A 22,991-nucleotide genomic window follows, 5' to 3' on the forward strand; every position below is an offset into this window, starting at 1 on the left:
GGGCCCTCTTCGGGGAAGTGACTAGACTTCCCTGAGGGCACAGGGGAGATGAACATATGCACTGGCAACCTTTTCGCGGTACTGCGCCGCGCACCATGACCATTTACAGCGCGTCATTTCCGGATGTCAGCGACAGCTGGCCGATGAAAGACGAAGTGACCCGCGAGCTAAATGCTTTTGATAAGGCGTTAAAAGCCGACCCGCAGCTGAAGCCGCCGATTGTGAAAAAGGACGCCAGCGGCGAAGTGACCATTACCTGTCAACACCGCTGGTCTGAGGAGGCTTTTGCCACCCGTCCGGCGGTCGTCGCCTGGCGCACCCGGCTGGTACCGACGGCGCTGGCGCTGTACGCCATCCAGAATCCGCTGGATGAGCATCTCCCCGACGGCACCCGGATGGACTCCAACAGCCGCCAGTGGTTTATCCACGCCAACGATGCCATCGGTATCCGCTCCCGCGCGCGGGTGCTGGCCGTGCTGGCAGAAAACTATCTGCGAAATGACATCGACAACGCCTGGGTCAGCCTCGCCAGCGGGGCGGCGATCCCGGTGCTGGAGGCGCTACGCAACGCGCATCTGGACGGACAAAAAGTGCATCTGACGCTGGTGGATTACGATCCTGTCTCTCTGCAGTGGGCGAAGAAAATGGCCGCCGCTGAAGGGCTGACAATCGGGGAGCAGGTAACTGTCCTGGAGCGCAATCTGATCCACGCCCTGATCCGCAGCGACGATCTGGTGCAGGAGCTGGGCGAAGGCCACGTCGAGCTGGTGGATGCGCTGGGGATTTTCGAATATTTCAACGACACCGATGCGGTGACGTTTCTGAAACACATTCTGCGGCTGATTAAGCCCGGCGGCGCGATTGTGGTCTCCAACATGCTGACCAGCAGCCCGCAAATTGATTTTGCCCTGCGCTGCATTGGCTGGACGCCGATCTTCCCGCGTACGCTGCAGCAGCTGCAGGATATCCATCTCGCGGCGGGTATCCCGGTGGAAAACGTGACGGTGATAGTGCCGAAAGATGGGGTCTATGCGGTGATGGAGATTCGGGTGGGGTGAGCGGGAGTTTTCTACGCTCACCCTCATCAACGCTGTCCTAGATGTGAAACGCGACGCGCTTTCCGGTCGGAAGCTCAACATCCAGGCTCAGTTTCCCACCCATTGCCTCTATATAGCGTTTAAGTGTCGCGATTTTAAGCTCGTTACCACGCTGCTCAAGCTGGGTGACGGCGGGCTGGCTAATCCCCATCACTTCAGCAACCTGTTTTTGCGACAGTCTGAGCTCTTCGCGCATTATTTGCAGGCCCGTTTCCAGAATCATTTCGTCGGCCAGTTCTTTGATGCGCTGTTGGCTTTCCGGTGAGCGGGAAGCAATCACATCATTCAGGCTTTTCATTTTATTGCCTCCATGGTTGCCAGATGAGTCGAAAATTCATCATCTGCGATACGGATAAGTCGTTGATAGAATTTTTTGTCATTACTCTTATCACCTGCGCAAAGCACAATGGCCTGACGCACGGGATCGAAAGCAAAGAATGCGCGAACCGGACGACCAGAATATTGAACGCGTAATTCTTTCATATTCTTATGTCGCGATCCTTTAACTGTATCTGCATATGGGCGAGAAAGGCTGGGTCCATAAGTTTGCAGATTCACGAGATCCGCTAACACTTTTTCCTGCAGGCCTTCTTCCTGCTCATGCAGCCATTCTGTAAACACGTTTCCCAGGAGTACCGTCCACATAATGTCGTCCTTGATAAGCTGTGGCTTATGTCATGAAGTGTATAAGCTATAGCTTATTAATTCAACACGGCATCTGAATGTATACTGACTCCATTAACCCGCTAAACCCGCACCGATTGCCCTTCACAGCACGCTTTTACCGCCTCATAGAGCAGCCTGACCCCCGCAGACAGCTGTTTACGGTGCGGACAGATCATATTCAGCGGCACTTTCTCGCCCTCATACTCCGTCATTAACACCTGCAGCCGACCGGCGCGGACATCTTCTGCGACATCCAGCCAGGATTTATACGCCACGCCCGCTCCGGAGACCGCCAGGCGGCGGATCACCTCGGCATCATCGCTCATCATTGTGCCGCTGACGTTCACGTTTAAGACCTCATCGTGACGGAAAAATGTCCAGCGATCGTGAACCCGCCCGCGCAGGACAAACGTCAGGGCGTTGAGGTTGCTTAACGCATCCGGGTGTTGGACGTCACCATGGCGGGCGACCCACTCGGGAGAGGCGACCAGCACCCGGCGGTTGGCGGGCGCGATGGGGAGGGAGATATACGACGCATCCTCTGGCGTGCCGTAGCGAAAGGCGATATCCACCGGGTCTTTAAAGACATCGGCCACCTGATCGGAGAAAAAAATCCGCAGGCGTAACGCCGGATAGCGCTCCCCAAACGACTGAAAGACGGGCAGCAGTAAGTTGCGGCCTAAATCCGACGGTACGGCGATTTGCAGGGTACCCGAGATCTCTTCATCCGGGGTGTGAATTTTTTGCATCCCGGCGTGCATCGCATCAAGCATCTGTCGCGCGTAGGGCAACCAGGCCTCGCCCTCGGGCGTTAGCCGCAGGCTGCGCGTCGAGCGGGCAAATAGCCGGATTGCCAGGCTCGACTCCAGCCGTTTGATCGCTGCGCTCACCTGCGCGGGCTGCACACCCGCCTCTCTTGCCGCATCGCTAAAGCTGCTCAGGGCAGATACCCGAACAAACAGCACCAGATCCTCAAGCCGAAACATTTTAATCTCCCGAGTATAAGTCTTATCGCCGCGAGGCTATTTTTCCTGCGACGGCCGCCGTTTACCATCAAATTATTGCGCTACCCACAACGAATTAACGCCGGAGAGAGTATGAAAGCCATTGCCATTACCCGTTCTGCCCCGCAAAACATCGACTTCCTGCAGGATATTGAATTACCGCAGCCCGTGGCGACAGGTCACGATCTGCTGATCGACGTGAAAGCGATTTCCGTTAACCCGGTGGACACCAAAGTCCGGGCCGGTTTTCAGGGTGAGACGCCGCGTATTCTGGGCTGGGACGCGGTCGGTGTTGTCGCGGCGGTGGGCGAGGCGGTAACGCTGTTCGCGCCAGGGGATGAAGTCTGGTACGCCGGGGCATTAGGCCGTCCGGGCAGCAACAGCGAGTTCCAGCTGGTGGATGAGCGCATTGTGGCGCTGAAGCCAAAAACGCTGGATAACGCCTCTGCGGCGGCGATGCCGTTAACGGCAATCACCGCATGGGAAATGCTGTTCGACCGTCTGGGCATTCAGGAGCAGGGTAACGAAGGCGATACGCTGCTGATCGTCGGTGCTGCGGGCGGTGTCGGTTCGATTCTGGTGCAGCTGGCGCGTAAGCTGACGAAAATGACAGTGGTGGGCACGGCGTCGCGCCCTGAAAGCCAGCAGTGGGTCCGGGAAGCGGGCGCACATCATGTCATTGACCACAGCAAGCCGCTGTCGGAAGAACTGGCTGCCATCGGCATTAACGAGGTGACCCACGTCGCCAGCCTCAACAGCACCGAGAGCCATTACGCTGAGATCGTCAAGGCGCTGGCACCGCAGGGTAAACTGGCGCTGATTGACGATCCGCAGACGCTGGATGCCCGCCCGCTGAAGGCGAAAAGCATCTCACTGCACTGGGAGTTTATGTTCACCCGCTCGATGTTTGAAACCCGCGACATGATTGCCCAGCACCAGCTGCTGACGCGTGTTGCCGGGCTGATTGATGATAAAATCATCACCACTACACTGGGTGAGCACTATGGCGCGATCACCGCGGCTAACCTGCAGAAAGCCCACGCGCAGCTCGAAACCGGGCGAGCGGTCGGCAAGATTGTGCTGGAAGGGTTCTGAGATGGACTCCGCTGAAATCATCTCCCTTATTGCGGTACTGAAAGCCAAACCGGGGAAGACGCATGCGCTGAAAACAGCCCTACAGGCGCTGTTGCTGCCCACCCGACAGGAGCCCGGCAACGTGGAGTATCAGCTTTTTCAGCTGCGCGATACGCCGGACTGTTTTTATGTCCGGGAGTCCTGGCGCGGTCAGGAAGGGCTGGAGGCACACATTGCCCTGCCGCATTTTCAGGACTTTATCCTGCAAATGGATGACCTGCTGGCGGAGCCGCTGCGTCTGGATTATCTGACGCCGGTTGAGCCTTGATGGCATAAGATCGTCACAATACACGCATGGCAGGGCACACCTGCCATTCTCACACAGCCTTATCCTTCGTCTTTTTCACTTCTCCGCTCATCTTTCCCGCCACCACCTGACAGTGTACTGCATTACCTTCCGACATCTGAATCGCCAAATTTTGACTTAAGTTTCCGGTGCTTATGCCGTTAATACTTACTGAAATCATGGTTTAAACCCGAATGCAAAGCAGGTTTTTAAGTCTGCTTCTGATGGTGAATGCATTCTGCACTGAGGGATCCAGGACACGATGAAAGAAAGCGCTGCCAGCAAACATTCTCTTCTTATCGAAAGATTATGTGAAACGTTTGGCGCCCTCTATCAGGGAAACGTTATCGATAAAAACTGGCTCTGCGAACGGTTCGACATTACCGAGCGTACGGCCTATCGCGATTTAGCCCGGCTTTCCCATCTGCTGGAAGAGGTGTCTGCGGGGCGATACAAGCTCAGCCAGCACCTGCTGCCTAATTTGCATGTCGGACACCTTGCCGAATTTGCCACTTTTACCGGTGTGTCCCAGCTGTTTCCGCATAGCGATGGACGATCGCTACGTAAGCGGATGAAAAGCGCCGATAACCTGACGATTCGGGGAGCCAGCAGTCGGGAAAATCGCCTGCTCAGTGACCTGATGGATAATCTCGATCGCGCCATTAGCGCGTTGAAGACCGTTACCTTCTCGTATCGCGGTAAATCGCGCGTTGTGCAGCCGTATCGTCTGATAAACCATTATGGCTTGTGGTATCTGGCGGGGGTTGAAGCCGGGCGGCTGAAGGCGTTTGAGCTGGCGCGAATTGCTAACTTTAACCCGTCCGGTGCCCACTTCTGTGCTGATGACACCGTTCTTAATGAGCTGAACACCACGTCGGGGATCCACTTTGGCGCACATATCGACGCCACCCTCTGGGTTTCAGCGCACGCCGCACAGTATGTTACCCGCCGACCGCTCTTCCCCGGCCAGCGCATTGTGCAAACGCATCCGGATGGCAGCCTGACGCTCGCCACGACCCATAACGATAAAAACACGCTCTTCCGCTGGCTGCGCTACTGGCTCCCCGATATTCGCATTCTCGAACCCGCTTCGCTGAAAGAGGATTTTGCCCACGATTTTGTGTCGCGCACGGCGAAAGCGAATGAGATGAATCTTGATGAGATCATCTGCGAGAGCTGACTGAAGCCGATGTGTTAATACAAGCGCGGTTAATAGCCGCACATTCTATTCCCTCTCCTTTGGGAGAGGGTAGGGTGAGGGGAAAAATACCAACGCCGGGTGGCGGCTGCGCCTTACCCGGCCTGGCACGGCGACATAAAACCCCTTAGCCGCTCAATAACCTCTTCCCCCAGCGGCAGAAACCGCGAGTCCGTCATCACCTGCAGCTCATCGGCGGAATTGATCGCCGTGATATAGCTCTTACGAAAAGCCGTCGGCGTCATGCGGCAGTATTTGTTGAAGGCGAAAATCAGCTGTTTATGGCAGCTAAACCCGCAGGTGTAGCTGATATCGGTGATCGGAATATGGGTATCTTTCAGCAGCCGCTTGGCCTTATTAATGCGGATCATGGTCAGATACTCTTTGAAGTTGTAGCCGCTGATCTTCTTAAAGGTGCGTGAAAAGTGGTGATAGCTGACCCCGGCATTATCGGCAATGGTCGTTAACGTCAGCTCATCATCAAAATGCTGATTAATGAACTCGATGCCGTATTTCACCAGCTGCTGGTCTTTTTTTCTGATGGTCACCTGCTGGCGGTCATCCTGGCTGTTGCCTGTGGCGGCAAGGGTGCCTAACAGCTGATAAACCAGCGAGATGCGATCAAATGACGATTGCGAGCGCACCAGATGCTCGACCAGCGCAATCACGCTCTTTCTGAGCTGTTTGTCTGCGTCCCGTTCCTGATGATGGATCAGGGAGGCGTACTCCATCAGCGGGGCCGGGTGGGTCTCATCAAACAGGTTCGGTGCAAACTGAATGGTCAACAACTGGCTGTTTGGCGCGCGGGCTTCAAGAGAGTGGATCTCATCCGGGTTGATATACAGCATGCCGCCCTCAACGACCACTGAGGTGCTATGGCCGAGGGTGACAGAAAATTCCCCGGACAGGATGCAGATCAGTTCCGGCGCCGAGTGCCAGTGTGGTTCGCAGTAGTACACCTCGGCGGCAAACACATTCAGCTTCTCCGCATCAAAGGAGATCAGTTCGTAGCCGCTGCCTTCATGGATGGTTGTCGCCGCCTGCTGCTGCGAGATAACCCTGGGCTGCTGGGTGACAGAAAATGGAAACATCGGCTAACTCTCCGTCAAATGAAGGCGGGGCGTTTCCCTCCTGCCGAAGCAAGAGGGCGTTCCGGCTTTACTGCTGTGCGGCAGGCCCGGCAAGGGCGTTCGCCAGCTCCTGACGCGTGATATCAATAGTCAGGAATTCCGTTAAAGAGATAAACAGACCGAAGACCAGATCGGGCGCAATCGCACATAATTTTTCTCTGACCTGCTGCTCAGGCAGGCCATTTTTGCTGGCGACCAGCGTCACCACGCGCGCAAAAGCGGGCGGGTTGCCGATAAGCTGGGTCAGCGAATTATCAATTTTCAGCGGCGCGTAACGCGGCGTTGCCCGCACGGCGATCGCAGTGCTTAACGTCATATCGCGCGAAGAGCGGGCAATATGCAGCTGATACTCCCCGGAATCGACAATCCAGCCGCCAATGCCAGGGTGGTAACAGGCAAAGTCCTGCCAGTTCAGTTCCAGGGTGACGGTCTGGGTTTCGCCTGCGTCGAGATGCACTTTAGCAAAGGCTTTCAGGGCTTTTTCTTCCCGCGCCAGCTCGCCAGCCGGAGCTGAAAGATACAGCTGCACCACCTCTTTACCTGCCATTTTGCCGCTGTTGGTGACGTCAACGCTGACGGTTAATGACTTACCTTCTTCCAGCTCGCTCACCGAGGTTGTCAACCCGCTGTAGTCGAAAGTGGTATAGCTCAGACCAAAACCAAACGGGAACAGCGGGGTAAGGCGACGGCGATCGTAGTAGCGATACCCCACGTACAGCCCTTCGCTGTAGTGGTGGCGCAGGTTCTCGCCGGGATAGTTAAGCCAGGCCGGGGTCTCTTCGAGCGTATTCGGAACGGTGACCGTCAGTTTGCCGCACGGGTTGGCGCGTCCGAACAGAATATCGGCCACGGCACGGCCCATACCTTGTCCGCCAAAGTGGGTTTCCAGCAGCGCTTTGCAGTCGGACAGCCACGGCATGACCACCGCATCGCTGTTGGCGAGCACCACGATCAGGTTCGGCTGTTGTTGCGCGACGGCGCGGATCAGCGCCTCGTGCGCGGGCAAAATATTTAAATCCTGGCGATCGCCATTTTCACCGTCTTCACCAATGGCGGTGCTGACAAACACAATCGCCACGTCGGCGTTTTTCGCCACTTCAACGGCCTGCGCCAGTGCCTGCGGGTCGCTGGCGTTATCCTCCGGCGTTCCGACCGCGTACTCAACGTTGAAGTCGCTCCCGGCCACTTCAAAAATCTCGTCCAGCGGACGGTCGAGCATATACGGCACCGTGGTCGCACAACCCGATCCCTGGATCACCGGCTCCTGGGCAGGCTTGCCCAGTATTGCGAGGGTGCGCTGTTTGCCTTTTTGCAGCGGCAGGATGGCGTCTTCATTTTTCAGCAGCACGATGGATTCGGCGGCCAGACGCTGCGCCAGCTGATGATGCTGACGGTAATCCGCTTTGCTGCCCGGCTTGCGGTGGCGCTGGACTTTGTCGATCAGGGTCAGCATCCGCAGGCAGGCGGTGTCGAGGACCTCGGCGGGGATCTCGCCCCGGTTGATGGCCGCCAGCAGATCTTTCTTGTCGAGCTGGGTCTCGGGCATCGCCAGATCGTTGCCCGCCAGCAGTGAAGCCGGGCGGTCTTTGATCCCGTACCAGTCGGACATCACCAGGCCGTCGTACTGCCATTCATTACGCAACACATCGGTCAGCAGCCAGCTGTCCTGCGAGGTCTGCACGCCATTGAGACGGTTGTAGGAGGACATCACGGTCCACGGATTCGATTTCTCAATCGCGCGTTTAAAGCCCGCGAGATAGATCTCCCGCAGGGCGCGCTCTTCAATCACCGAGTCCATTTCGGTGCGACGGTATTCGGAGTTATTGGCGGCAAAGTGCTTCAGGCTGGCACCCACGCCGTTGTCCTGCAGGCCGTTGATCAACGCCGCGGCAATATCGCCGCTCACCACCGGATCTTCGGAATAATATTCATACCCGCGTCCGGCCAGCGGCGTGCGACGAATATTGATCCCCGGCCCGAGCAGGATGCCGACGCCCATCTCCTGACACTCCTGCGCCAGCGCAGCACCCATCTGATACACCAGCGAGATATCCCAGCTGCACGCCAGGGTGGAGCCGTTCGGGAAGCAGGTCGCCGGTTTGGATTTGGTGAACAGCGCTTCGGAGCCACCTTTATGGTCTTCGTGCTCAACGTCACCCGCGCTTTGCGCAATCACGTCGAGAAAATCGGTAATGTTCCAGCTTTCACCCTGTTCAATCTGGCTTGTGCTGTAGCGCACGCCGTAGGTGCCATCGGTCATCACAATGTCTTCGATGCCGTGCTGCGGCAGGCTGGCGGTGCGCCACAGGCCGCTTCCGCTGAGCAGGGCAACTTTGTCTTCGGCGCTCATGGCCGCAATAATAGAGTGAAAGTCAGTTTTCATATTTTCCCCTGCGGTGTTACTGCGCATTAACTTTGCGCAATTGAATGTCTTTGATGATGTTGCGGTAGGTGTTTTCATCCAGGGTGTAGAAGAAGACGAACACCATACTCAGGGCAAACATCAGAGCCGGGAACAGGGTCATCATCAGGTTGATGCCGTTGAGCGCGCTGGCGCTGAGATGCTCGGAGGAGTAGTCAAAATAGTCGAGCATCAACCCGGCGCAGCCACCGCCAATGGCCATCGCGATTTTGGTGATGAAGTTAAAGAAGCCGTAGATAGCGCCTTCGGCGCGCACGCCCTGTTTCCATTCGGCGTATTCCACGGTGTCGGCAATCATCGACCACATCGCCACAAAACCCATCCCCAGGGTGATGCTGAACAGGCACACGCCGGTCATGATCAGGGTGCCGTTGCTGCCCGCAAGGAAATACTGGAACAGCATGCCGAGGATGCCGATCAGCAATGCGAACTGCACCATCCACTTTTTGCCCATCAGGCCGATCAGTTTTTCAGACACGATGGTGCCCGCCACATACGCTGCCGACTGAATCAAAAAGAACGTTGTTGTGAAGCCTTCATCGCCGAGCGTGTATTTGATGAAGTAAATCGCGATGGCCATCCACACCGTGTAGGCGATGTAAAAGAACACCGTGAACGCCGAGAGGTTGATCAACGGCAGGTTGCCGGACACCGCCGCGACCATCTCTTTCAGCGTCGGGGCTTTTTGATCCGGCTGGGTTTTAACGCGTTCTTTGGTCATGCCAAAGCAAGCAAGGAAGAAGAAGGTGGCTAACAGGCTGAAGCAGCTGACGGCAAACACGTAGCCCATCTTCTTGTCGGTAAACTGTGAAATCAACAGGTCGGCGGTGGTCGAGACAATCAGGTACCCGACAATCGCCAGCACAATGCGGTACACCGACAGCGAGGCGCGGGAGCCTTCATGCTGCGTCAGGGTGTTGGTCATCGCGGAATAGGGCGTGTTAACCGCCGTATAGGCCAGACAGTAAAGGGTGTAGGAGATAAGCGCGTAATAGAACTTAAACTCTTCGCCCAGAGTGCTGAAGCACAGGATTGTGAGGATCCCCAGCGGAACGGCGCCAAACAATAAGTAAGGGCGCAGCTTGCCGTAGCGGGTATTGGTTTTATCAATGACGTAGCCGATGCAGATATTGAACAGCGCATCCAGCACGCGGGCAATCACGAAGATCAGGCTCGCCTGCACGGCGCTGATGCCATAAATATTGGTGTAGAAGAAGAGCAGGAACAGCGAGACAAAGCCAAACGACAGGTTGGAGGCCAGATCGCCAAACCCGTAGCCGATCTTTTCCCGAACGCTGACTTTTACGTAACTGTCAGAAGCGATTGCTGTCGTTTTCATTGTGGCGTACTCATTCTGATTGGTGTCGTGCTGAGTATACCGGGGCGCTTACGGGCGGCTTGCCAGCCTTTGTTTATAGAGTTCCGATTTTTTGCGTGGTGCGGAGTTTAAGGTGGAGTTGTGAGGGGGGTCACAGGTCGGGGCAGTGAGGCCTGCCAGATACGATCCCCCGTCAGACGATGATGTTTAAGCTAGTACGTCGCCCGGTTATTCCACTCATCTTTATACATTATATTCCCCTCGCAGTATTTCCAGGTTATTTTCTCGTATCTTAACTGGATATCTTCAAGGTGGGTGTTAGTGATCCCAGCCGGATGAAGTAAAGGTGAAATTGAAGCGATTCTTACATTCTCCATAATAATATTGAAGTATTCGCTTTCCATACCTTGATCCAAAGTCTTATACATTTTTAACGTTGCTGATTTAAACGTTCTGCCCTCACACATGGCGCGATATAAAATGGGCGTTGCACTATCGAATTCTTTATGAATATTGAGAGGGCGATGAACTCGGGTACCTGTAAGCCGGCCCGTATTGGGGCTTTCGGGCACCCAGACGGTATGATTTACGTTACGAATCTCAAAAGAACCCAGGCGAGCGGGCAGTAATGACGGGCCAATAATGGGTGAACCATTTTCATCTGTAAGCCATAAGTGAGCGGGATTAGACATAATAATATCCTTTTAGAATTTATTAAATTACTTTTTTTAACGTATAAAATGGCAATGCCGACAACGATGATGAATATGCCAATGGCTTTTATAGCAATTTTTTCAGGTAAATATGAAACGGCCAGTAGAGAAAAGATAATGACTATGAGTAGTGGGATGCCTCCACGCAGGCAGAAAAATAATTGTTCTTTAAACCATCTTTTAAAAAACACTACCATAATTAAATTACCTTCTTAAGCGATCGCTTACCTTCTTTCTATCAGGTTGAGGATGTTAATGTCATAAACCTTTAAACATATAATCAAGCTATGCCGTGATGATTCTCACAGTTATTGTAGTGATCAAAGGTATTGGCGTGTTTTTAAGAATTTATAAATATAGCGATAACGGTTGTGGTAACAGGTTAATGCCGTGGAGAAGATATTTTCCTCATACTTTGATTGTTATCACAAAGATAAAAATGGAATTGCGATGAACTAGATAAGTTTAAAGTTCTGAAATGATGCGTATTGAAAGGAATCTACCATGTTCTATAGTGATGAAATTATCAGTAAACTACAAGCCGAGAATATACTGGCGCTGAAAATTGAAGAAGCGCTAGCTGGTGTTAAAAACCAGACGCTGGAAACTGGTCGTCAAATTAGAAATGGCGCTACTCGCCTGAGCTATTACGCTTCATGCTTTACCGACAACTATCAGGATGTGTGTTCAAAATTAAAAGAGGAAGATATTCGTTTTCTCGACGGGATCTTTCAGTTAGTCAAAGACAGGAACTTAATTTATACAATGATTTCTATCTATATTGATATGTTGTTAGCAGGAAAATCAGACGAGAGCATCAGAAACATTCAACGGCTTCTGTTGAGGTCTGGGGTAGCAATATCGTCATCTTTCTTAACAGGCTATGCGTTTGCGTTGTCGGTGACAGCGGCTATTTGTATCCATGTTAAGGTAAGTTCGCATGTGCAATCCCGAATCGGGCAAGTGGCTAACCTGGCTATGTTGCCGTTGAAAGCATATGGCTTAGTACAGCAGGCATCGGTTAGCGCAGATAATTTAAAAATATCAAACCCAGTTTATTATCACGCCCTTTACATCCGTAAATTAGAGATGATGTATTTCTTAGTTGAGCCATTATTTTCAAATAGCAGATACGTAAATCCTTTTACTGCATCAGATTCAGAAATCGCTGATTCGATAGCACGGATGATGAAATAATGAAGAAAACGCTCATGCAATGGCTTAAAAAGCAGATCTCTTTTGCCTTTTGGGCCTGGATCCCTTTTTTGGTAATGATGCTCTTTGCTGTTTTAGCCGCTCACTATCTGCCGCGCGATTTGGCCTTAAAATCAATAGCAGCGTTTATCGTGTTAACTATGGCTTTTGTTTTTTTTCGGAAATAACAGTATCTGTTCGCATGGTCATGCCCTGTTAGGGCACGCACCAAGCATACGCCCCATGACGTAGCTTAGATTCTCCAACAGGCTGTGGTAGCAGGCAGAACAGGACTTTTAAGCAACCCCATGTAACTGCTCGTTGCTGAGACTGGGGTGAGGAGTTGTTCGGTAAAACCGAACAACTGAATGTCTACCGAACCTGTAAGTAAGGCTTACAGGTTGCCGAGTAACAATCAATGACCATCTGGTTACGCGACGCCAAGCGCCCCTTCAATACCTTTCAGCTTCTGCTGCGCCTGCTTTAATTCGTTGAGCAACGTTTTCTCATGCGGGTTATGCGCCATCACCACGATGCAACCATCCATCACTTTTACCGTGACTTTATCCCCGGTATCAAACCCTGCGGCACGTAGCCACTTGCCGGAAAGGATCAGGTTTGGCGTACTGCGATCCAAACCGTGCGGGCGATATCCCACAATTAATGTCCGCTCTGTTCCGGTAGTGGCAATGTCTGGGGTAGAATGCGAATCAGCCATAATCAACTCCTTGATAGTTGGTGAGGTTAGACGCTCCGATGTGTTCGAGCACAATGGAGCGTTGCTAGTACAGGAGGTTTAGGTGGCCTCCTATAAGAGTTCAGATTAAATGGATAGGTGGCCCCATGTCAATCATAGCGCGCGAAAAAAAACCTAAAGGCGGCGGGCAATCTCCGCAGTTTAAAATGCGTATTGATCCGGCATTGAAGGAGCAGTTGGATGCGGTGGCTGCGGAAGAAGGGGTGAGTCTCGCCAGTTGGTTGAAGGAACTGGCGAGGGAGGCATTAATTACACGAGGAATTAAACCGAAAGCCTAATTGTCGTTTGCTGAATGTGTTAATAAAACATTCGACAAGTGATTATAAATACCGCTTTGTTCAAAAGATTCTTTAGGATAGCCCATTCGTAAATGAGACTCTACTCTTTCTTGTGTTATATTGCGCTCTCGAGAATACTCTTCTCTAAATGCCATCATAAGCACATATGTAAAGTCATGTCCATTACATACATATTTATATGGTGCATTTAGCATTTGAAGTTTATCGAGTTCAATGCTTACGAACTCTAAACTACATGACTCTAATTTGCGAGGGCTTCTTGAAAAAATGTGTGAGATATACCTGTCTACTTCTATTGAAACATTAAAACCATCTATTCTAATAAATTCATTATAAGACATTCCTTTAAACATCAGATTTAATTCTAATTTATGATTCAACCATTTTAACAAACCAATGCTGTAACAAACATTTATGAGTGAATCTTTTAAGGTTGTCTTTATATATTCTAAAGTGAATTGTCTTAAGGTTTCAGTTTTAATAAACTCAGAAATAAATTTATCGAAAGAACCTCCTTCAATAAGCATCATTTCTAAATCATGACAATCAGTAAAATGAATATTATCGTATGTTCGACCTTCTAAAATATCAAAATCGGCATCACATAATCCATATACGGTTGACTTTCCTTGTGATCTCAAAGTATTTACAGCATTAATAACCTCTGGCTTGCCACTTCGCGGAGAGTCAAAATGAATTTTATCATTTTGGAAGTGTGTGTTTAAAAACCGTATGTCGCTATCACCTTCAAGGGTGAAAAATATTTTCTCATTATACTGTGGAGTCCGAAATAATAAATTCATTTCAGATATCCAATCAGAGACTGTGAGATTATTACGTAAACTTTCCATTTACCGCTCACTTATTTTTATTATTTTCGAATAAATCATAAGTAATATCCCAGTTGTTATTAACTATTTGCGGGGAATGAGTTGCGATTATTATCTTGGAAAATTCATTAAGTTTCTGTATCCTTGAGATCGATTCTAAGAATTCTTTTTGCCATGCAACATGTAATGATATTTCAGGTTCATCAATCATTATTATGGCATTTCTATTAGTTTTAAAAATAAGGTCAAAATAAATAACTATTTGGTTCTGTTCACCAGAAGATAAATCACATAAAGAAATTTCATCCCCTGCGCTTCCTTCAAAATAAAATCCATGTTCATCACTGATTTTTATTTCTTTGAATGCTAGCATCTTCTCGTTTAATAGTTTTACGAATAAGTTTATTTTCTCGAAAAGATCATCGTATGGAGAAAGTTTTTCTAATGCATCTGAAATATATAAGTTTAAAACTGTTGAATATTCTTTTCCTAACTTAGTATCCCCGAACCTTTCTGGAGCAATAGTTTGTTCAGATTTAATTAATCCGAACTTCATATAAGACTCACGCTTGCGTTGTATTCCTATTAAACGATCAGTAATTGAAGATGTTGACGCACCTTCATTTATGCTATCAAATAAGCGAGTCGGAAAAGTTGAGTCGAGTCTTTGGCTAATCTGCGCAGACTGTTCGGTTGCTTTTTTGATAAGATTTAATAAAAATCCAGCCTGCTCTTCAATTGCTGATTTAGCATCCTTATTATGTTCCAGTCGCTGAGCCTTGATAAATGTAATATTAGCGCTAGGTATAAAATTCGATAAATAAGAGTCGTGTTCGTATTTAGATATAAGTGTTTTATTAGTTGTGTTGTTTTCTATCTTAAATCTTTTTTGCTCTAAGTAGTGAGAAAGAACATAACTTTTACTCGCATGTTCTGTTGGAAAAAGTTCATCATAAATTTCATCAAAAAGACCTAGTTGTTCTTTGTTATTTTTAGGTTGTTGAAATACCTTGTGCTCTTTCTTGCCAGAGATTAAATCTACAGCAGTGGCATGTATTTTTTTGCTTTTATGTTTATCAAGAGTTAATGACGAGTTGTAGAAATCAAATTTTATAATGGAAAAATTTAGTTGCAAAAAAAACGGGATGTTTTTGTTGAAAATGTTATCAATTATTTTCAATAACATTGTTTTTCCGTATCCATTCGGCCCTGTTATAATTATTGTATCTGACTTAGTAAAGTCAATTTCATAATTTAAAAGCCCAAACAAATTAGTAACTGAAATCCTTTTAAGTTTCATGAGTACTCATCTCGATTGAAATTAATTTGACAGCGTACAAATATTAAATGGATGGCGGCAAGGGAAATAAAGCAAAACTGTTGAAATTTTGGCGGAAGATCACAGGAGTCGAACCTGCCCAGGACCGCTGGCGGCCCCAACTGGATTTGAAGTCCAGCCACCTCACCGGAGATGACGATCTTCCGCGCCTCGATTGCTACATGGAGGCGGGGCGCATTATATCTACTTTCAATCATTTACCCCAATCTTTCGCTCACTTATTTCTTCCCCTTTTTTGACCTGCCTTACCTTTCGACGATAAATATCAACGAAATCCTCATGTTACATTTTTGGTGTCAGCAGTTTTACCGCGATCACAAAAAACAAGAATCGTAAAAACGTAACCAGAAAACGGAATACCTGACGGGAAGGGGATCGTTTACAAAACCTGTAACCGGTCTCAGAGCCCATTTCGGGCGCAGGAACAGCAATGAAAAGTGAAGTCTTATCCGTCAAAGAGAAAATTGGTTACGGCATGGGTGACGCTGCCAGTCACATCATTTTCGATAACGTTATGTTGTACATGATGTTTTTTTACACCGATATCTTCGGCATTCCCGCCGGGTTTGTCGGCACCATGTTCCTGCTGGCGCGTGCGCTGGATGCTATCTCCGACCCGTGCATGGGCCTACTGGCCGACCGGACCCGCAGCCGCTGGGGTAAGTTCCGGCCGTGGATTTTGTTTGGGGCGATCCCGTTCGGCCTGGTCTGCGTGCTGGCCTACACCACGCCAGACCTCAGCCTGAACGGCAAAATGATCTACGCCGCCGTCACCTACACCCTGCTGACCCTGCTGTATACCGTGGTCAATATCCCGTACTGCGCGCTGGGCGGGGTGATCACCAACGACCCGACGCAGCGCATCTCCCTGCAATCCTGGCGCTTTGTGCTGGCGACCGCGGGCGGCATGCTCTCGACGGTGCTGATGATGCCGCTGGTGAATCTGATTGGCGGCGACGATAAAGCGTTTGGCTTCCAGGGCGGCATCGCGGTGCTGTCGGTGGTGGCGTTCCTGATGCTGGCGTTCTGCTTCTTCACCACCAAAGAGCGCATCCAGGTGCCGCCGAGCACCACCAGCATGCGCGAAGATCTGCGCGATATCTGGCAAAACGACCAGTGGCGCATCGTCGGGCTGCTCACCATCCTTAATATTCTCGCAGTTTGCGTGCGCGGTGGCGCGATGATGTATTACGTCACCTGGATCCTCGGCTCGCCGGAGCTGTTCGTCGCCTTCCTCACCACCTACTGCGTCGGCAACCTGATTGGCTCGGCGCTGGCCAAACCGCTCACCGACTGGAAGTGCAAAGTCAGCGTCTTCTGGTGGACCAATGCCCTGCTGGCGGTGGCGAGCGTGGCGATGTTCTTCGTCCCGATGCAGGCCAGCATCACCATGTTCGGCTTTATCTTTGTGATTGGCGTCCTGCACCAGCTGGTGACGCCGATCCAGTGGGTGATGATGTCCGATACCGTCGACTACGGCGAATGGACCAACGGCAAACGCCTGACCGGCATCAGCTTCGCGGGCACGCTGTTCGTGCTCAAGCTGGGTCTGGCGATAGGCGGGGCACTCATTGGCTGGATGCTGGCAGGCGGCGGGTACGATGCCGCAGCCAAAACCCAGAACAGCGCCACCATCAGCATCATCATTGCCCTGTTTACGCTGGTGCCAGCCGCGTGCTACGTGCTGAGCGCGATTATCGCCAAACGCTACTACAGCCTGAAAACGCCGTTCCTGCTCAAAATCATGGACGATCTGGCGCAGGGCGCGCGCCGTAATCAGCAGGATTTCAACACGCTGCCGGTCAGCAAAGAATTACAGAACTAAGAGGACGAAAGCATGAAAATCAGTGATGGAAACTGGCTTATTCAACCGGGTATGAATGTGATTTCGCCGGTTCAGGTATTCGAGGTGGAACAGCAGGGTAACGACCTGGTGGTGTATGTGGCACCACGCGACGTGCGCGAGCGCGCCGGGCAGCTGGACACCTTAATGTTCACGGTGCGCCTGTTTGCGCCGCAGGAAGGGATTGTCGGGGTGCGTATCGAGCACTTCCAGGGTGGGGTGGATAACGGCCCGCATTATCCACTTAATGTCCTGAAAGATGTGAAGGTGCAGATTGAAAACAACGCCGAATTTGCCGAACTGAAAAGCGGCAACGTCAGCGTTCGCGTTGCTAAGGGCGAGTTCTGGGCGCTGGATTTCCTCAGGGGTGGCCAGCGCATCACTGGCAGCCAGCTGAAAAACAACGGCTACGTGCAGGACGGCAACAGCGATCGCAACTATATGTTCGAGCGGCTGGATCTGGGCGTGGGCGAAACGGTCTATGGCCTGGGCGAGCGCTTTACCGCCCTGGTGCGCAACGGTCAGACGGTCGAAACCTGGAACCGCGACGGCGGCACCAGCACCGAACAGTCCTACAAAAATATCCCGTTCTACCTCACCAACCGCGGCTACGGCGTGCTGGTGAACCACCCGGAAAACGTCTCGTTCGAAATCGGCTCCGAGAAAGTCTCCAAGGTGCAGTTCAGCGTCGAAGGCGAGTATCTGGAATATTTCGTCATCGACGGCCCAACGCCGAAAGAGGTGCTCAACCGCTATACGCAATTTACCGGGCGTCCGGCGCTGCCACCGGCGTGGTCATTCGGCCTGTGGCTTACCACCTCGTTTACCACCAATTACGATGAAGCGACGGTCAACAGCTTTATCGACGGCATGGCCGAGCGCGACCTGCCGCTGCACGTCTTCCACTTCGACTGCTTCTGGATGAAGGCCTTCCAGTGGTGCGATTTTGAATGGGACCCGGTGACCTTCCCGGATCCGGAAGGGATGATCCGCCGCCTTAAATCGAAAGGGCTGAAGGTCTGCGTGTGGATCAACCCGTACATCGGGCAAAAATCACCGATCTTCAAAGAGCTGAAAGAGAAGGGTTATCTGCTGAAACGTCCGGATGGCTCGCTGTGGCAGTGGGATAAATGGCAGCCCGGGCTGGCGATCTACGACTTCACCAATCCGGAAGCCTGTGCATGGTATGCCGACAAGCTGAAAGGGTTGGTGGATATCGGCGTCGATTGCTTCAAGACCGACTTCGGCGAGCGCATCCCGACGGACGTGGTGTGGCATGACGGCAGCGATCCGCAGAAAATGCACAACCACTATGCCTACATCTATAACGAGCTGGTGTGGAACGTGCTGAAAGAGACCGTCGGCGAGGAAGAGGCGGTTCTGTTTGCCCGTTCGGCCTCGGTGGGGGCGCAACAGTTTCCGGTGCACTGGGGTGGCGACTGTTACGCCAACTACGAATCGATGGCCGAAAGCCTGCGCGGCGGGCTGTCGATTGGGCTCTCCGGGTTTGGTTTCTGGAGCCACGATATCGGCGGGTTCGAAAATACCGCTCCGGCAGATGTCTATAAACGCTGGTGCGCGTTCGGACTGCTCTCCAGCCACAGCCGCCTGCACGGGAGCAAATCCTACCGGGTACCCTGGGCGTACGACGACGAGTCCTGCGATGTGGTGCGCCACTTCACGCAGCTTAAATGCCGGATGATGCCGTACCTGTATCGTCAGGCGGCGCTGGCCCGGGAGCACGGCACCCCGATGCTGCGGGCGATGATGCTCGAGTTCCCGGACGATCCGGCGTGCGACTATCTCGACCGCCAGTATATGCTCGGTGATTCGGTGCTGGTTGCGCCGGTGTTCAGCGAGGCGGGTGACGTGCACTTTTATCTGCCGGAAGGGCGCTGGACGCACCTGTGGCAAAACGATCAAATCCCGGGCAGCCGCTGGCATAAACAGCAGCACGACTTCCAGAGCCTGCCGGTGTACGTGCGCGACAACACCCTGCTGGCGCTGGGCAACAATGACCAGAAGCCGGACTACGCCTGGAACAAGGGGACAGCCTTCCAGCTGTTTAACCTCGACGATGGCGCGACAGCGGTAAGTGAAGTGCCTGAGTTGAACGGTGCCGTGGCGTTTGCCCTGACCGCAACGCGCACGGGCAACACCCTGACCCTGAAGGGGAGCGGCGAGGCGCGGGGCTGGTCCGTCTGTTTACGTAATGTGCAGCAGATTAGCGGCGTTAAAGGTGCGTCACACGTGGGTAGCGAGTGGGGCGTGGTGGTGAAAGCTGAAGGGAATGAGGTGCTGATTCACCTCTGAGTCCCCTCACCCTAACCCTCTCCACACAGGGGAGAGGGAATAGTGAGTACTGGTTTGCTCCCTCTCCCTTTTAGGGAGAGGGCTGGGGTGAGGGTGTAACAACCGGCTCCGCAACCGTACTGACCTGCCCACCCGTCATCGTCTGCGTCACCTGCTGTTTATCCATGTTTACCGCATTCAGCCTGCCATTGACCGTCGGTTTTAGCGGCGCGTTCGCCTGCACGTTGCCGCTGGCGGTGAGCTGAATATTGCCATCGCCCGTCACCGGCAGCGCTGGCCAGCCCCACTGCTGCACGATGTTCAGCGGTACGCCGCGCCCGGTCAGGCTGATGGTCGCCTGACGCGCAGGCTGCTGCGAAATGCTGGCCCTGGCTTCCAGAATGCCTTTTTCAGTAAAGGCGCTCAGCTCGCCGATCGCCACCGTCGAGGCATTTGCCGTCAGCGCTATCGATGGACGGCGCACGTCCACGCGGTTAAAGGTGGCGGCTGCCCCGTTCAGGGTGGTGTTGCCGCCCCAGACGCCCCACTGGCGATCCTTCGCCAGCTGCAGATTAGTGCCGTAACCGTCGAGAGAGGTGATCTGCCACGGGAAGATCGGATCCACGTCGATCACCAGGTTGCGGCTCAGGCCGAATTTGCGCAGCGTGACGCTGTTTAGCCACGTCGGCAACGTTTCCATCCACTGCGCTTTCCAGTTCTGCGGCAAGGTGTATTCCAGCCCGGCGATAGCGACATCATCCAGCACCAGCGCCTTGCCGCTGCGCAACCAGTTACCGGAGGTGCGCACCATCCCGCCTTCCCAGCGTGAGGTGAACTGGCGCAGGGCCATCCCCTGGGGGGAGAATTCCGCATTCAGGATCGGGTCGAACAGATGCACGGAACCGTAGATAAATTCGCTGGCATTCATCGACAGACGACCGTCCTCGCTCTGCCAGTCGCCCTTACTCAGGGTCAGGTTGCGCAGGCTTAAATCGAGATCGGTGACGGCCCAGTCCGGCCCCTGCAGGCGGGCGTCGGTCACGTCCAGGCGGCCAATCTGCAGCGACGGCAGGGTGGTGATGGGGGCAAAAAAGTCGGCCAGCGATTTATCGCTCTGCAGGCGGATCTCGTTCAGGCGCATGTTGTCCACCTTCCAGCCGCCGTTGGCGTCGCGCCGCGCGGTGCCGGTCAGGGAGCCCAGCGCCATGTCCGCACCAACGGTGCTCAGCACCACCTCTTTACCGTTAAGTTCGCCCTGGATCAGCACATTGCTGGCGGGCACGCCGTTTAACGTCAGCGACCCGGCGCTCATCTGGATGTTGGCTTTTTTCCCCAGCACATTGCCGGCTTCAGGCTGCCACGGACTGACGCCGCCGGTCACCTTCTGCGCGCTCAGATCCCACTCGGTATTGGGGCTGTTAAACGCCATGTTGTTCAGCAGCAGGCGATCGGCCTGCAGGGGGAGAGGGGCAGTTTGCGGCGAGAGGTTCAGCGTGCCGTCAAACAGGGTGATGGTATCCATGTGCAGCGGGTCGGTCAGCTGGCGGCTGCTCACGCCAATATCCACCATTTTTGCGACCAGCGTCGCCGGTTTACCGTCGCGACCGAAGGTGACGTTTTTCAGCACCAGGTGGCTGGGGGACGAGAAGCGGTGATCCATCTGGTCGAAACTGAGCTCGTAATCGGTGTTTTCCGTGATCCAACGGCTGACCTGGGCCGAGCCCCAGCGCGTCTGGACAAGGAGATAGAGCGCGAGGATCGCAACCAGCAGAACAACCAGAATACCGATGAGTAGCTTTCCAATAAATTTCATGGTCTTCCATCACGTAAAACGCACATAAAGGAGTTATGCACGATTTATACGCAATGCTCAAGGCGGGAATAGTGTAATTCCGTGTACGGCAGCAACGATCTGCTGCCGTACAGGTAGGGTTAGTTCTTTTCTGGCGGGAAGATCAGGTTCAGGACGATAGCAGTAATGCCGCCTGCTGCGATGCCGGAAGAGAGCAGGTTTTTCACCCAGTCCGGGGCAAACTGCAGGATCAGCGGCTGCTGCGACACGCCCAGACCCACGGCCAGCGACAGGGCGATAATCATGATCGCACGGCGGTTCAGCGGCTCGCGGGAGACGATGCGCACGCCGGATGCCGCGATAGTACCAAACATCACCAGGGTTGCGCCGCCGAGCACCGGCTCAGGAATGTGCTGCACGAAGCCGCTCACTGCCGGGAACAGGCCCAGCACAATCAGCATCAGCGCCACCACAAAGCCCACGTAGCGGCTGGCAACGCCGGTCAGCTGGATCACGCCGTTGTTCTGACCGAAGCAGGAGTTCGGGAAGGTATTAAACACGCCAGAGACAAACGAGTTCAGGCCGTTCGCCAGCACGCCGCCCTTCAGGCGCTTCATATATAGCGGGCCAGAGACCGGCTGCTCAGAGACATCGGAAGTGGCGGTGATGTCGCCGATGGTTTCCAGAGAGGTGATCATAAACACCAGCATCAGCGGCAGAAGCAGATTCCAGTCAATGCCCAGGCCGTAATACAGCGGCGTTGGCACCATGATCAGCGGACTGTCGGTCGGTGCACTGGACTGCGGCAGCATGTCCATTGCCCAGGCGGCCAGGTAGCCAGCGGCCATGGCGATCACCAGCGAGGCGACGCGCAGGTACGGGTTACGCTGACGGTTAAGCAGAATAATGATCGCCAGCACTACGCCCGCCAGCAGCAGGTTTTTCGGGGCGCCGAAGGTGTGGTCGGCCATCGCAGCGTAACCGCCCCCGATGGAGGTCAAGCCCACCTGAATCAGCGACAGGCCGATAATCATCACCACCACGCCGGAGACCAGCGGGGTAATAATACGACGCGCCAGATGAAGGACGCGGGAGATGACCATCTCGGTGCAGCTCGCCAGCATCAGGGTGCCGAACAGCGCGGCCATCATCGTCGGCACATCGGCGCCGCCGGTTTTCAGCGCGGTACCGCCCATGATCAACGGGGCGACAAAGTTAAAGCTGGTGCCCTGAATCGACAGCAGACCGGATCCCACAGGACCCCAGGCTTTAATCTGAATGATGGAGGCCACGCCCGAGGCAAACAGCGACATGCTGATGATGTGCTGGGTGTCCTGCGCCGGTAAGCCGAGCGCCTGGCAGATCAGCAGGGCGGGGGTGATCACCGCCACGAACATCGCCAGCAGATGCTGACAGGCGGCAAACAAGGTCTGCGCCAGCGGCGGACGGTCTTCAAGACGGTAAATCAGTTCACTGTTATGCGGCTGCGCAATCGGTTGCGCATCTTGCTGTTCTAAGGCGTTAACGGACATCTGCGGCGATCCCCACGAGGAAAAGCGGGCATTTTAGCCGAGTGGATGAGAAAAGCAAACGATTGCCATGTAAATTCATGGATAATTCCCTGCTCGTTATGCGTCTTTTCTTTAACGGTGCGGAAGAGGCTGATGCTATTTGGCT

General features: G+C 53.1%; 21 protein-coding genes and 1 tRNA gene. 9 read left to right on the forward strand and 13 right to left on the reverse strand.

Going from position 1 to position 22,991, the window contains the following annotated elements; genetic code table 11:
- Nucleotides 1–56: 56 nt before the first annotated feature.
- The gene (locus tag ACRDD5_RS20665; RefSeq protein ID WP_438677848.1) at nucleotides 57–1,058 is read left to right on the forward strand and encodes a class I SAM-dependent methyltransferase; all 1,002 of its coding nucleotides are present in this window, start codon (nucleotides 57–59) and stop codon (nucleotides 1,056–1,058) included.
- 37 nt (nucleotides 1,059–1,095) lie between these two features.
- Here the strand turns inward: ACRDD5_RS20665 and ACRDD5_RS20670 are convergent, their stop codons facing one another.
- The 3 genes from ACRDD5_RS20670 to ACRDD5_RS20680 form a co-directional block, all read right to left on the reverse strand.
- On the reverse strand, nucleotides 1,096–1,395 hold the full coding sequence (locus tag ACRDD5_RS20670; RefSeq protein ID WP_271283002.1) for a helix-turn-helix domain-containing protein: 300 nt from the start codon (nucleotides 1,393–1,395) through the stop codon (nucleotides 1,096–1,098).
- Entirely contained in the window at nucleotides 1,392–1,742 is a 351-nt protein-coding gene (locus ACRDD5_RS20675; RefSeq protein WP_438677849.1) for a type II toxin-antitoxin system RelE/ParE family toxin, read from the reverse strand. Before ACRDD5_RS20675 ends, ACRDD5_RS20670 begins: the two co-directional genes overlap by 4 nt.
- Before the next feature lie 101 nt (nucleotides 1,743–1,843).
- Nucleotides 1,844–2,749 carry a LysR family transcriptional regulator gene (locus ACRDD5_RS20680; protein WP_438677850.1) on the reverse strand — a complete coding sequence of 302 codons (906 nt, stop codon included), beginning with the start codon at nucleotides 2,747–2,749 and terminating at the stop codon, nucleotides 1,844–1,846.
- A gap of 111 nt (nucleotides 2,750–2,860) precedes the next feature.
- On the opposite strand from ACRDD5_RS20680, the gene ACRDD5_RS20685 reads away from it, so the two are divergent.
- The 3 genes from ACRDD5_RS20685 to ACRDD5_RS20695 all read left to right on the forward strand — a co-directional run bounded on the left by ACRDD5_RS20685 (nucleotide 2,861) and on the right by ACRDD5_RS20695 (nucleotide 5,367).
- Complete coding sequence (locus ACRDD5_RS20685) at nucleotides 2,861–3,862, forward strand: zinc-binding alcohol dehydrogenase family protein (protein WP_438677851.1); 1,002 nt, start codon at nucleotides 2,861–2,863, stop codon at nucleotides 3,860–3,862.
- A gap of 16 nt (nucleotides 3,863–3,878) precedes the next feature.
- On the forward strand, nucleotides 3,879–4,169 hold the full coding sequence (locus ACRDD5_RS20690) for a putative quinol monooxygenase (RefSeq protein WP_271283097.1): 291 nt from the start codon (nucleotides 3,879–3,881) through the stop codon (nucleotides 4,167–4,169).
- 280 nt (nucleotides 4,170–4,449) lie between these two features.
- Entirely contained in the window at nucleotides 4,450–5,367 is a 918-nt protein-coding gene (locus ACRDD5_RS20695; RefSeq protein WP_438677852.1) for a WYL domain-containing protein, read from the forward strand.
- A gap of 113 nt (nucleotides 5,368–5,480) precedes the next feature.
- Here the strand turns inward: ACRDD5_RS20695 and ACRDD5_RS20700 are convergent, their stop codons facing one another.
- The 4 genes from ACRDD5_RS20700 to ACRDD5_RS20715 form a co-directional block, all read right to left on the reverse strand.
- Nucleotides 5,481–6,476, reverse strand: a complete 996-nt coding sequence (locus ACRDD5_RS20700) for an AraC family transcriptional regulator (protein ID WP_438677853.1) — start codon at nucleotides 6,474–6,476, stop codon at nucleotides 5,481–5,483.
- Nucleotides 6,477–6,543: 67 nt separating this feature from the next.
- Nucleotides 6,544–8,898, reverse strand: coding sequence for a beta-glucosidase (locus ACRDD5_RS20705; protein WP_438677854.1), 2,355 nt, complete (start codon nucleotides 8,896–8,898; stop codon nucleotides 6,544–6,546).
- A gap of 16 nt (nucleotides 8,899–8,914) precedes the next feature.
- Nucleotides 8,915–10,276, reverse strand: coding sequence for an MFS transporter (locus ACRDD5_RS20710; RefSeq protein ID WP_438677855.1), 1,362 nt, complete (start codon nucleotides 10,274–10,276; stop codon nucleotides 8,915–8,917).
- Between the two features lie 191 nt (nucleotides 10,277–10,467).
- The gene (locus tag ACRDD5_RS20715) at nucleotides 10,468–10,947 is read right to left on the reverse strand and encodes an Hcp family type VI secretion system effector (protein ID WP_438677856.1); all 480 of its coding nucleotides are present in this window, start codon (nucleotides 10,945–10,947) and stop codon (nucleotides 10,468–10,470) included.
- A 525-nt stretch (nucleotides 10,948–11,472) separates the two neighbouring features.
- On the opposite strand from ACRDD5_RS20715, the gene ACRDD5_RS20720 reads away from it, so the two are divergent.
- Both ACRDD5_RS20720 and ACRDD5_RS20725 read left to right on the forward strand, forming a co-directional pair.
- The gene (locus ACRDD5_RS20720) at nucleotides 11,473–12,165 is read left to right on the forward strand and encodes a hypothetical protein (protein ID WP_438677857.1); all 693 of its coding nucleotides are present in this window, start codon (nucleotides 11,473–11,475) and stop codon (nucleotides 12,163–12,165) included.
- The gene (locus tag ACRDD5_RS20725; RefSeq protein ID WP_438677858.1) at nucleotides 12,165–12,350 is read left to right on the forward strand and encodes a hypothetical protein; all 186 of its coding nucleotides are present in this window, start codon (nucleotides 12,165–12,167) and stop codon (nucleotides 12,348–12,350) included. The genes ACRDD5_RS20720 and ACRDD5_RS20725 overlap by 1 nt, the downstream gene beginning before the upstream one ends.
- Before the next feature lie 242 nt (nucleotides 12,351–12,592).
- On the opposite strand, the gene ACRDD5_RS20730 is transcribed toward ACRDD5_RS20725, so the two are convergent.
- The gene (locus ACRDD5_RS20730; protein WP_438677859.1) at nucleotides 12,593–12,880 is read right to left on the reverse strand and encodes a SymE family type I addiction module toxin; all 288 of its coding nucleotides are present in this window, start codon (nucleotides 12,878–12,880) and stop codon (nucleotides 12,593–12,595) included.
- 125 nt (nucleotides 12,881–13,005) lie between these two features.
- On the opposite strand from ACRDD5_RS20730, the gene ACRDD5_RS20735 reads away from it, so the two are divergent.
- Entirely contained in the window at nucleotides 13,006–13,197 is a 192-nt protein-coding gene (locus ACRDD5_RS20735; protein WP_438677860.1) for a toxin-antitoxin system HicB family antitoxin, read from the forward strand.
- Here ACRDD5_RS20735 and ACRDD5_RS20740 read toward each other — a convergent pair.
- From ACRDD5_RS20740 to ACRDD5_RS20750, 3 genes are all read right to left on the reverse strand, one after another.
- Nucleotides 13,194–14,069, reverse strand: a complete 876-nt coding sequence (locus tag ACRDD5_RS20740) for a DUF4435 domain-containing protein (protein WP_438677861.1) — start codon at nucleotides 14,067–14,069, stop codon at nucleotides 13,194–13,196. The two genes, ACRDD5_RS20735 and ACRDD5_RS20740, sit on opposite strands and share 4 nt — an antisense overlap.
- A gap of 7 nt (nucleotides 14,070–14,076) precedes the next feature.
- Nucleotides 14,077–15,348 carry an AAA family ATPase gene (locus tag ACRDD5_RS20745; protein ID WP_438677862.1) on the reverse strand — a complete coding sequence of 424 codons (1,272 nt, stop codon included), beginning with the start codon at nucleotides 15,346–15,348 and terminating at the stop codon, nucleotides 14,077–14,079.
- Nucleotides 15,349–15,437: 89 nt separating this feature from the next.
- Nucleotides 15,438–15,532, reverse strand: a tRNA-Sec gene (locus tag ACRDD5_RS20750).
- Nucleotides 15,533–15,817: 285 nt separating this feature from the next.
- On the opposite strand from ACRDD5_RS20750, the gene ACRDD5_RS20755 reads away from it, so the two are divergent.
- Together ACRDD5_RS20755 and yicI are read left to right on the forward strand one after the other, a co-directional pair.
- Nucleotides 15,818–17,212, forward strand: a complete 1,395-nt coding sequence (locus ACRDD5_RS20755) for a glycoside-pentoside-hexuronide family transporter (protein WP_438677863.1) — start codon at nucleotides 15,818–15,820, stop codon at nucleotides 17,210–17,212.
- Between the two features lie 12 nt (nucleotides 17,213–17,224).
- Nucleotides 17,225–19,543 (forward strand): alpha-xylosidase, encoded by a 2,319-nt coding sequence (gene yicI, locus ACRDD5_RS20760; RefSeq protein ID WP_438677864.1) that lies wholly within the window; start codon nucleotides 17,225–17,227, stop codon nucleotides 19,541–19,543.
- A gap of 70 nt (nucleotides 19,544–19,613) precedes the next feature.
- Here the strand turns inward: yicI and ACRDD5_RS20765 are convergent, their stop codons facing one another.
- Together ACRDD5_RS20765 and ACRDD5_RS20770 are read right to left on the reverse strand one after the other, a co-directional pair.
- A complete protein-coding gene (locus ACRDD5_RS20765) occupies nucleotides 19,614–21,335 on the reverse strand; it encodes an AsmA family protein (protein ID WP_438677865.1) in 1,722 nt (573 codons plus the stop codon).
- Between the two features lie 119 nt (nucleotides 21,336–21,454).
- Complete coding sequence (locus tag ACRDD5_RS20770; RefSeq protein WP_271282988.1) at nucleotides 21,455–22,846, reverse strand: nucleobase:cation symporter-2 family protein; 1,392 nt, start codon at nucleotides 22,844–22,846, stop codon at nucleotides 21,455–21,457.
- Nucleotides 22,847–22,991: the final 145 nt, after the last annotated feature.

This window comes from Silvania sp., assembly GCF_051656365.1.
GTDB classification, from domain to species: domain Bacteria; phylum Pseudomonadota; class Gammaproteobacteria; order Enterobacterales; family Enterobacteriaceae; genus Enterobacter; species Enterobacter hatchlandensis.